This window comes from Achromobacter sp. 1012554356 (genome assembly GCF_059760815.1).
In genome coordinates, this window is the sequence record NZ_JCBANC010000107.1 from 1 (window position 1) to 9,281 (window position 9,281).

Consider the following 9,281-nt stretch of genomic DNA (forward strand, 5'->3'; position numbering starts at 1 on the left):
GGGGCGGATCTATCAGGCGGGAGGGATTATCCGGCGCAAGGTGTCTGACACCCTTTGCACATCTGCCCGATGCGACGCCCATCTCCCAAGGGTGTCAGACACCGGCCAGCGCTGATGGTCATGCCTACCCGCCCGTCTTCCCGTCCCGCCGATGCGACCGAAACAGAAGATGGGTCGTTGCCAGATGAAAGCGCACGGCGATCTCGGCGCATTCGGGATCGCGCGCGCGGATGGCGGCGATGATCTGGCGATGGTGGTCCACGCTGCGCAGCATGTCATCGCGGCCGTAGAAGTAGAACGAGCCGATGATGATCGGCATGTCCAGCAGGTTCTCGACCAGGGACCGCACCCGCGCCGATTGCGCGGCTTCGAGCAGGGCGTGGTGGAACAGGTTGTTGTAGTGCTGGACTTGGGCGACGTGGTCGGGCGCGCCGGAGTTGACGGCGTCGAGCATGCAGTGGTTGATGCGTTCCAGCTCGTCGATCTGTTCGGGCGTGGCACGCTCGGCGGCGGTCTTGGCGGAATAGGGCTCGAGCAGCATGCGCAACTCGAAGGCTTCGTCGATGTCGCGATCCTGCCAACCCAGCACGACCGCGCCGCGCCGACCTTCGCGCGTGACCAGGCCGTCCGCGATCAGGCGTTCGATGGCGTTGCGCACGGGCGTGCGGCTGACGGAGAGCTGCGTGGCGATATGTTCCTCGCGCAGCGGCTCGCCGGGCAGGAACGATCCGGCCATCAGGCGACGGCGCAACTCTCCGTACACGTAATCACTGGCGCTCGACATGACGCGGCTTGCCCTTCTCGGATTTCGAAGCTGGGACTATAACAACGGCGCGCGGGGCCATGGATGCCAAGGCATCGGCCGCCGCGCCCGCGGGATCTACACGTTTACGCCGTGCTCCGCCAGCCGCGCCAGAAAGCGCGGCCAGACCTCGGGATTGAGCAGCCGCGCCGGCTTGCGTCCGGCGAGCATGTCCATGATCTGCGTGGCCGAACCCTGCGCCACCTTGCGCCGGCCTTCGTGCGTGACGCCGCCCGTGTGAAAGGCGGCGGCCACGTCCGGACGCTGCAAGAGGCCGCTGCGCGGAGGCGGCGGTTCCACCTGCCACACGTCCAGGCCAGCACCCGCAATATGGCCCGATTCCAGCGCCGCAAGCAGGGCGTCTTCATCATGGATGCCGCCGCGCGCGGTGGAGACGAACAGCGCGCCGCGCTTCATCCGGCGCAAGGCGGCGGCATTGACCATCCCCCGCGTGACGGTGTTCAGCGGACAGTGCAGGCTGACAATGTCCGCCTGTTCCAACAGCGCGTCGAACGTGACCGGCGCCGCCCCGCGTTCGGCGATCTGCGCGTCCGTCAGCAGCGGGTCATACGCAATGACCTGCAAGCCGAAGCCCGTCGCAATCCGCGCCACCCTGCGTCCGATCTCGCCGATGCCCACGATGCCGATGACGCGGCCCTCGATCTCGTGGCCCATCAGGGCCTCGCGGCTGACGGCGGTGCCGGCGCGCAGCGCGGCTTCCGATTCGCCCAGCCGTTTGACCAGCGACAGCAGCAGGGCAAATGTCATTTCGGCGACCGATGCGGCATTGGCGCCGGCCTGATTGACGACGGCCACGCCCGCGCGGGTGCAGGCGGCCACGTCCACCGTGTCGTAGCCTGCGCCGCCCGAAGACACGCACAGCAACTGCGGGCAATGGGCCAGCAGGTCCGCCGACACCTGCCAGCGGGCCGGAACCTCGTCCTTCGCCGCGCTGACGTGGTACGCGTGCGCGCCGGCCAGGCCGGCGGCTGTCACGGCATCGCCGCCGGCCGGCAGCACGCGCAGGTCCAGCGTATCGTCCCGTGCAATGGTCTCGTCGAACACCGGATCGATCCACAGATCCAGACGCGCGACGCACAACTGGGGCCTGCTGACTGCCGCATCGCTCATGGTCAGACTCCCGTGCAGCCCAATGCGCGCAGACGGGCATCGACCCACGACGTATCCAGCGTGCCGGCGGCAATGTCCGCCAGCATCTTGGTTTCCACGTCGTGCTTGGCCGCTGCGGCCTCAAAAATGGCCTGCGCCTGATCGAACGGCACTGCAAGCAGCCCGTCGTCGTCGCCCAGGATCAGATCGCCCGGGGCGATAGTCATGCCGTCCAGCGCGACCACGCAGTTGATCTCGCCGGGGCCGTCCTTGTACGGGCCGCGGTGCGTGACGCCGGCCGCATAGACGGGAAACTCGCTGCGGCGAATGGTGCCGCAGTCGCGGATGGCGCCGTTGATGATGATGCCCGCGATGCCGCGCGACTCGGCGTAGGTCGTCATGATCTCGCCGATGATCGCGTTGGTCAGGTCGCCGCCGGCATCGACCACGATGACGTCGCCCGGCTGCGCCAGGCTCAGCGCCTTGTGCACCAGCAGGTTGTCGCCGGGACGCGTGCGCACGGTCAGCGCGGGGCCGGCCAGCGGCGTGCCGTCGTGCATGGGCCGCAGGCGCGCGCCGCCGGCCGTCATGCGCGACATGCAGTCGCTGACGTTGGCGACCGGCACCTGGCGGAATTTATCGACCAGTTCCTTGCTGACCGCGCGCTGGCGGGCGTGGATTTCAAAACCTGTCATCACTGCTCCTGATAGCTGTATAGGGTTGAATCGGGCTCACTGCTTGGGGATGCCGGCTTCCTGCACGACCTTGCCGAAGGCGTCGTGGTCCGCGCGATGGCGGCGTGCCAGATCGTCGGGCGAGCCCTTGAGGACGCTGTAGCCGGCGTCTTCAAGCTTCTTGATCAATTCGGGATTCGACTGCACCTTCTGCAGCGCGCTGTTCAGCGCGGCGACCACGTCGTCCGGCGTCTTGCCCGGCGCCATCAGGCCCCACCAGATCGACTGGTTGATGGTCGGAAAACCGCTTTCCGGAAAGGTCGGCACGTCGGGCAGGGCGGGCGAACGCTCGCTCGCGACGACGCCCAGCGCGCGCACCTTGCCGCCGCGGATCTGCGGAAGCAGCGACGCGACGGAGCCAACATAAATGTCGATGCGGCCGCTGGCCAGATCGGGGAAGGCCTGGCTCCAGCCGCGGTACGGCACATGCATCAGTTCCATGTTTGCCGCCTTGCGCCACAAGTAGCCGGTCAGATCGCCCGTGCCGCCGATGCCGGGAATGCCGAGCGAAACCTGGTTAGGACGCGCCTGCGCGGCCTTGACGACGTCTCCGATGGTCTTGAACGGCGAATCGGGCACCACGACGAAGACGCTGGGCGAAGACGCCACGGGGCCGACCGGCTTGAAGTCCTTGAAGGTGTCGTAGCTGAGCTTGCTGTAGAGCCAGGGGTTCAGCACGACGTTGTCGGTTTGCGCCATGACCAGCGTGTGGCCGTCGGGTTGGGCGCGCGCCGTGGCGTCCAGCGCGAGGTTGCCGCCGGCGCCGGGCTTGTTTTCCACCACGATGTTCCAGCCGGCGTCCTGGCTGATGGCGCTGCCGATCATCCGCGTCAGCGTGTCGGTGCCGCCGCCGGGCGGGAACGGCGAAATCAGCGTGATCGGCGCCTTGCCCAGGTCGGCGGCGTGGGCAGTGGCGCAGCCCAGCACGAGCGTGGCGGCCAGCAGTTGCTTGAACAGTTTCATTGTCTTCCTCGCAAAGTGTTATGCAGATTCAGTCCGCGCTCTGTGGCGCGGTGGGGATGTCAGGATTGGCGGGCCAGCGTGGTCAGCCAGGCAAGGCGCGCCTCGACCGTGTCGGGCGCCGGGGCTTCGCCCTTGGTGCGCGCGGCCTCGATGCCGCGGGTGGACCGGGCAAAGAGCTGTTCGACGCCATCAAGGACCAGCGGCGCAAGGCCAGCTTCATGGATCTGGTCGCGCGCTTCGCGGACCTCGGCCAGCCGGCGCGGCGCATGCAGCACGTGCGAGCGCACGAACGAGTCCATGAATGCCGTCAGCGGCGTTCGGTCGATGTCGGCCAGCACTTCGTAAAGCGACTCGCGCAGACCCATGCGCTCGGCCGCCACCAGGCATTCGACGGCCAGGCTTTCCATGCCCTTGGTCATCACGCTGCGCAAGAGCTTCAGGCGCACGGCGTCGCCCGGCTTGCCTTCGATGATGCGGACCGGCGCGCCGGCGCTTTCGCCCAGCTCGGTCACCACCGCCGCGCCGTCGCCGGCGCACAGCAGCGGGGTTTTTTCCGCCAACAGGGCGATGGCGCCCATGATGGCCACGTCCATGAAGGGAATGGCGCGTGCGGCAGCGGCAGCCGCCGCTTTCTGCATGTCGGGGGCGCTGGCGGTGGTGAAGTCCGCGTAAACCGCGTCGGCGCGCATGTAGGGAAGCGTCTGGGTGGCAACGTCGGCCGCGTTATAGCCGTAGACGGCGGAGACAACGACGTCCGCTTCCGCGAGCCAGGCGCCCGGTTCGGCATGCAAGACTGCCCCTGCGGCCGTTGCGCGGTCCGCCATGTCGGCGTCCGAACGCAGGTCGCAGATGCCCACGATGCGATGTCCGGCGGCCGTCCAGGCGCGGGCATAGCAATGTCCGACTTCGCCACATCCAATCAGTGCAATTTTCATCTTAAAAACACATAAAAAAAACAATGTGTCTTTATAGATCGGTAATTTCGGCAGTGAAAGGGGGCATTTACCCTAAGTTTCGCCCTGAGTAAGTACACTAAAAAAACAATCAGGACTTGCGTTGCAGCAGGTGATAGCCCAGTGCGGCGCGGGCTTCGCGGATGGTCGCGCCCTGATTGATCCGCTCGCGGATCGCGGCTTCCACGGATTCGATCTTGCGCGCGGTCTCGGCCACTTCACGGGCGCGCTCGCGCGGCACGATCACCACGCCGTTGGCGTCGGCCACCACGATGTCGCGCGCGGCCACGCGCACGGTGCCTACCGCAACGGTGGTGTTCACCGACTCCACCTCGACCCGGTCCTTGCCGGTGCGCATGAAGCGGCCGGCGCTGAAGACCGGATAGCCGTCGCCCAACGCCTTGCCCACGTCGCGGCACACGCCGTCAATCACGGTGCCGGCGAGGCCGCGCAGGCCGGCGTATTGCGTCATGATGTCGCCCCACACCGTGCAGTCGGTTCGGCCATCGTTGTCGATCACCACGATGTCGCCTTCGGCCACGTCATCGATGAAATCGCCGACGGTGCCAGCGGGCGTCGCGGCGGGAACGTACTTGACCGTGAAGGCGGGGCCGACAACCGGGCGGGCATAGTCGTCCAGCGGCATGATGCCGAGCGCCTGGCCGTGCAGACCCAGTTTGTCCATGGCGTCCGACACGCCCGGCGTATCCAGTCCTTCAAAAAGGGCGACCAGCTCCTGGTCGATTGCTGCAGCTTTCTTGGGGTTCGTCATCGTCGTTCCTTTGGTGAGTGGGCAGTGAGGGTGCGTCGGATCAGTTCGCGTGGATGGCGTCGAATTCCTTGTCGTGCATGACCTCGGCGACCGAGCGGCCCGCGCGCACGGCGGCGACCATCCCATCCTGCCGCTTCGCGATACGCTCGCCCAGGTCCAGTACCGCTTCGATGCGGGCCGCGGGCACGAACACCGCGCCGCAGCGGTCCGCGATGACGTAATCGTCTTCATGCACCGTGACGCCGGCCATCTGCACGGGCTTCCCGGCGTCGATCTGGATCACCCGGTTGCGAGCGCTGATCATGGTCACGCCGCGTCCATAGACGGGATAGCCGATCGATTCGCTGCCTTCAATGTCGCGGCTCAGACCGTCGATGACCGAACCGCGCACGTGCTTGGCGCGCGCCGCATTGGCCAGGATGTCGCCCCAGCAGGAAATGCCCTCGGCGCCGCCGGCGATCACCAGCACGCGGTCGCCGGTCTGCACGGCGTCGATCACGGGCGAGATCAGATGCACGGCCGGCTTGGCGTCCGTTTTGGGACCCAGTTGGATGGTGCTGGCGCGGCCCACGATCTTCGGGCAGTCCCAAAGCGGCCGCAGGCCGTAGGTGGCGCCGGGCAGTCCCAGAAAATCCAGGGCGTCCGAGACGGTATTGGTATCCAGCGAGGCAAGGCGGTCGAGCGTGGATGCTTGGGACATGGGGAAACCTCCTGAGTGAAGGCTTCATTATCAGAACCGGGTCTTGATAGATAAAATCGTTTTCAAGTATCTCTGTGATACGGTTTCAGGATCAGCGCGGCATCGCGCGACCGGCAACGAGGGCATGGCATGAGCACAATCGACTTCAGGCTGATACGGCAGCTCTGGATGTTTCTGGCGGTGGCGGAGGAACGGCATTTCGGACGGGCGGCGGCGCGCCTGGGCATGTCGCAACCCCCGCTGACCGAGCAGATCAAGGTGCTGGAACAGTCGCTGAAACTCCAGCTTTTCGAACGCTCGCGCCGGGGCACTCAGCTTTCGGCGGCGGGCGCGGCGATCCTGCCCGCGGTGCGCCAGTTCGCCGGTCAGGTCGAACACCTGGAGCGCGTCGTGCGCGAGGTCGCGACGGGCCAGTCGGGCGTGCTGCATGTGGGCGCGATCACCTCGGCAATGCTGGACACCGTTCCGCCGCTGCTCAATGAGCTGAAGCGGGCGCACCCGAGCCTGACGGTCTTCGTGCGGGAAATCGACAGTGTCGAAGCAGTGCCGGCGCTGCTGTCGGGGGAACTGGACATGGCATTCGTGCGCATCGACGGCGATGTCGGCGACGGCATCTCGACGTTGTCGTTGACCGAGGACCGGCTGGCGGTGGCGCTGCCCAAGGACCATAAGCTGGCGGCGCTGCCCCGCGTGCGCCTTCAGTCGTTGGCGGCGGAGCAGCTTGTGATGTCGTCCCGGCAGGTCAGCCCCGTGTATTTCGACATGCTCACCGCGATCTGCCGCTCTCACGGCTTCACGCCCCGCGTGCTGCACGAGGTGCGGTCGGTGGCCTCGCAGGTCGCCTATGTGGGATGCGGCCAGGGCGTGGCGCTGGTGCCGGCGTCGATGAAGAAGCTGGCGCCTGCCAACGTCGTCATCCGGCCATTGAAGGAAAAGGTCATGGTGGTCACTGCCGCGCTGGCGTGGAATGCCGCGCGCTTTCACCCGCTGGTCGAGGTGGCCGTGCAATGGCTTGAAAAGACGTATCGAAAGCGGCGTCCGGAAGAGTGATGCCAGGCGGCGCGGCAAGCGCGGCCTGGTATCAGACGCCTACTTTTTCGCGGCGGCCTCTTGCTGGAATGCGCGTGTCTGCCGGTCCAGGCTGGCCCCCCATTCCTCGCCCGGCTGAAAGGCCAGCACGGCTGCGTCGCGCCCGGATGCGGCCAGGAAGGCAGGGTCTTTGAGCGTGTCCTGAAGCGCCTGTTCCAGCTTGTCGCGGATGGCGTCCGGCAAGGTCGCCGGGCCGCCCATGCCGCGCTCGGACGAATAGCGCAGCGTCACCCCGGATTCCGCCGCGGTGGGGATGGCGTTGTGGCGCTTGTCGCTGGCGATGGCGATAGCCTCGAAGGGGCCTTTCGGGTCGGCCAGTTCCGGCACCTCGCTCACGGTGATCAAGCCGTAGTCGATGTGATCGCCCAGAATCCCCAGACGGATGTCGCCACCGCCCTTGAACGGCACGCTGGTGCCGCGCACGTTCTGGCTGCGCTCCATGTCCATCAGAGCCAGATGTCCGGTCGTGCCGTCGCCGCTGTGGCCGAACGACAGGGATTCGGGCGACTGCTTCAGCTTTGCCACGAGCGCCGGCAGGTCATCCGGCGCGCTGGATCCGCGTCGCTTGATGAAGAGCAGCGGGTCGTCGACCAGCCGGGCGATGAGCCGGATGTCTTCGGGCTTGTACTTCGCGCCCTTGCTGACGGGCAGGTACACGAAGCCGGGCGCGTTGATCATGCCCAGCGTGTAACCGTCCGGCCTGGCGGCGGCAACGTAGCGCACCGCGATTTCTCCGCCCGCGCCCGGCTTGTTGATGACGATGATCCGGGCCTTGCCGCCCAGGCGCTTTTCCATATGCTGGGCCACCAGCCGCGCCATGACGTCCGTCCCGCCGCCAGGCGCGAATCCCACCACCAGTTCGATCGGACGATCGTCGGGCCACGCGGCATGCGCCACGCTGGCCGCCAGGGCCAGCGCCCCGGCCACGAGAATCCGCTGAAATGCATTTGCCTTCATGCCTGTCTCCTTGAATGGCTGTCGTGCGCCCGTGCGCGTCAATTGACCTGGATGCCTGCGGATTGGATGAGCTGGCGGTAGCGGTCCAGTTCCTCTGCCCAGAAAGCCGTGAACGCCGCCGGCGTGCTTTGCCGCAATTCAGCCCCCATGGCGATGAGCCGTTGCGAATAGGCGGGGTCGGACATGACGGCATTCAGCGCGTGGCTCAGTTTGTCAACGACGGGCGCGGGTGTGCCGGCCGGCGCCGCCAGGCCGAACCACGTGGTCAGTTGCATGCCCGCCATGCCCAGTTCCTCGAACGTCGGCACGTCGGGAATGGCCTTGAGCCGGGCGTCTGAGGCAACCGCCAACGCGCGTACGCGCTGGCTTTGGATGTGCCCGATCGCGCCGTTGTCGAACATGTAGTCCAGCCGACCTCCCATCAGGTCGTTCAAGGCAGGGTTGTTGCCCTTGTACGGCACATGCGTGACTTCGATCTTGTTGATCGCGCGAAAGAGTTCGCCGGACAGATGCCCCGAGTTTCCGGTGCCGCCGGACCCATAGGTCAGTTTGCCGGGTTGCTTGCGCGCTGCCGCCACGATGTCGGCCGGACGTTTGAACGGCGAGTTTTCGGGGACGATGAGCACGCTGGGCACCAGCGCGACTTCACCGATCGGCGTGAAGTCCTTGATCGGGTCGAAATGCACCTTGGCATACAGATTGGGCGCCGAGACGTTGGCCGAACTGCTGGCCAGCAGCAGGGTGTAGCCGTCCGGCGCGGACCGGACGAACTGGGTGGTTGCGATGGTGCCGGAAGCGCCCGCCACGTTTTCGACCACGACCGTCGCATTCAGGCGCTTGCCCAAGGCATCGCCCAGCGATCGACCGATGGTGTCCGCCGAGCCGCCCGCGGGCCACGGCACGATAAGGCGTATCGGCTTGTCCGGATACGGCGCGGCCGCCATGACGGCCGCGCTGAACGCGGATGCCAGGGCGCCGCACGCCCAACGCTTGATGGGAAAGCGCATGTTTGTCTCCTTGTTGATCCCTCCCTCTTGCTCAATGGCGTGTTGGGGAGGTGTGAAAAGGCGCCGCGATCAATCTGTACGAGCCTTGGCGGCCTCCTTGGGAAGATGCGCGAGGACGAGGGACAGCAACAGGTCCTGCGAATGGCTGAAAAAGTGATCCGCGCCGGGGATGACGATGATGGGGTGGGAAGTGG

10 protein-coding genes are annotated in these 9,281 nt (G+C 66.4%); 1 reads left to right on the plus strand and 9 read right to left on the minus strand.

Going from position 1 to position 9,281, the window contains the following annotated elements:
* Positions 1 to 124 precede the first annotated feature (124 nt).
* From AC6LJW_RS29090 to AC6LJW_RS29120, 7 genes are all read right to left on the minus strand, one after another.
* On the minus strand, positions 125 to 784 hold the full coding sequence (locus tag AC6LJW_RS29090) for a GntR family transcriptional regulator (RefSeq protein WP_056561953.1): 660 nt from the start codon (positions 782 to 784) through the stop codon (positions 125 to 127).
* Positions 785 to 880: 96 nt separating this feature from the next.
* Positions 881 to 1,933 carry an NAD(P)-dependent oxidoreductase gene (locus AC6LJW_RS29095; protein WP_498088937.1) on the minus strand — a complete coding sequence of 351 codons (1,053 nt, stop codon included), beginning with the start codon at positions 1,931 to 1,933 and terminating at the stop codon, positions 881 to 883.
* A 2-nt stretch (positions 1,934 to 1,935) separates the two neighbouring features.
* Positions 1,936 to 2,607: an RraA family protein gene (locus tag AC6LJW_RS29100; protein ID WP_498088938.1), complete on the minus strand. Its 672-nt coding sequence runs from the start codon at positions 2,605 to 2,607 to the stop codon at positions 1,936 to 1,938.
* A gap of 36 nt (positions 2,608 to 2,643) precedes the next feature.
* Positions 2,644 to 3,609: a Bug family tripartite tricarboxylate transporter substrate binding protein gene (locus AC6LJW_RS29105; protein ID WP_056561949.1), complete on the minus strand. Its 966-nt coding sequence runs from the start codon at positions 3,607 to 3,609 to the stop codon at positions 2,644 to 2,646.
* Positions 3,610 to 3,668: 59 nt separating this feature from the next.
* Positions 3,669 to 4,544, minus strand: a complete 876-nt coding sequence (locus AC6LJW_RS29110) for an NAD(P)-binding domain-containing protein (protein WP_498088939.1) — start codon at positions 4,542 to 4,544, stop codon at positions 3,669 to 3,671.
* Between the two features lie 109 nt (positions 4,545 to 4,653).
* Positions 4,654 to 5,334: an RraA family protein gene (locus AC6LJW_RS29115; RefSeq protein WP_498088940.1), complete on the minus strand. Its 681-nt coding sequence runs from the start codon at positions 5,332 to 5,334 to the stop codon at positions 4,654 to 4,656.
* A gap of 40 nt (positions 5,335 to 5,374) precedes the next feature.
* Positions 5,375 to 6,034 (minus strand): RraA family protein, encoded by a 660-nt coding sequence (locus AC6LJW_RS29120; protein WP_056561941.1) that lies wholly within the window; start codon positions 6,032 to 6,034, stop codon positions 5,375 to 5,377.
* A 129-nt stretch (positions 6,035 to 6,163) separates the two neighbouring features.
* Between AC6LJW_RS29120 and AC6LJW_RS29125 the strand changes: the two genes are divergently transcribed.
* Positions 6,164 to 7,084 (plus strand): LysR substrate-binding domain-containing protein, encoded by a 921-nt coding sequence (locus AC6LJW_RS29125; protein ID WP_427987466.1) that lies wholly within the window; start codon positions 6,164 to 6,166, stop codon positions 7,082 to 7,084.
* A 39-nt stretch (positions 7,085 to 7,123) separates the two neighbouring features.
* On the opposite strand, the gene AC6LJW_RS29130 is transcribed toward AC6LJW_RS29125, so the two are convergent.
* Together AC6LJW_RS29130 and AC6LJW_RS29135 are read right to left on the minus strand one after the other, a co-directional pair.
* A complete protein-coding gene (locus tag AC6LJW_RS29130; protein ID WP_498088941.1) occupies positions 7,124 to 8,080 on the minus strand; it encodes a tripartite tricarboxylate transporter substrate binding protein in 957 nt (318 codons plus the stop codon).
* A gap of 38 nt (positions 8,081 to 8,118) precedes the next feature.
* Positions 8,119 to 9,087 (minus strand): Bug family tripartite tricarboxylate transporter substrate binding protein, encoded by a 969-nt coding sequence (locus AC6LJW_RS29135; RefSeq protein ID WP_498088942.1) that lies wholly within the window; start codon positions 9,085 to 9,087, stop codon positions 8,119 to 8,121.
* Positions 9,088 to 9,281: the final 194 nt, after the last annotated feature.

What these genes read in the sequence shown, in the direction of transcription:
- AC6LJW_RS29090 (WP_056561953.1), bottom strand. Translation starts at nt 784, where the DNA reads ATGTCGAGCGCCAGTGATTACGTGTACGGAGAGTTGCGCCGTCGCCTG.
- AC6LJW_RS29095 (WP_498088937.1), bottom strand. Translation starts at nt 1,933, where the DNA reads ATGAGCGATGCGGCAGTCAGCAGGCCCCAGTTGTGCGTCGCGCGTCTG.
- AC6LJW_RS29100 (WP_498088938.1), bottom strand. Translation starts at nt 2,607, where the DNA reads ATGACAGGTTTTGAAATCCACGCCCGCCAGCGCGCGGTCAGCAAGGAA.
- AC6LJW_RS29105 (WP_056561949.1), bottom strand. Translation starts at nt 3,609, where the DNA reads ATGAAACTGTTCAAGCAACTGCTGGCCGCCACGCTCGTGCTGGGCTGC.
- AC6LJW_RS29110 (WP_498088939.1), bottom strand. Translation starts at nt 4,544, where the DNA reads ATGAAAATTGCACTGATTGGATGTGGCGAAGTCGGACATTGCTATGCC.
- AC6LJW_RS29115 (WP_498088940.1), bottom strand. Translation starts at nt 5,334, where the DNA reads ATGACGAACCCCAAGAAAGCTGCAGCAATCGACCAGGAGCTGGTCGCC.
- AC6LJW_RS29120 (WP_056561941.1), bottom strand. Translation starts at nt 6,034, where the DNA reads ATGTCCCAAGCATCCACGCTCGACCGCCTTGCCTCGCTGGATACCAAT.
- AC6LJW_RS29125 (WP_427987466.1), top strand. Translation starts at nt 6,164, where the DNA reads ATGAGCACAATCGACTTCAGGCTGATACGGCAGCTCTGGATGTTTCTG.
- AC6LJW_RS29130 (WP_498088941.1), bottom strand. Translation starts at nt 8,080, where the DNA reads ATGAAGGCAAATGCATTTCAGCGGATTCTCGTGGCCGGGGCGCTGGCC.
- AC6LJW_RS29135 (WP_498088942.1), bottom strand. Translation starts at nt 9,087, where the DNA reads ATGCGCTTTCCCATCAAGCGTTGGGCGTGCGGCGCCCTGGCATCCGCG.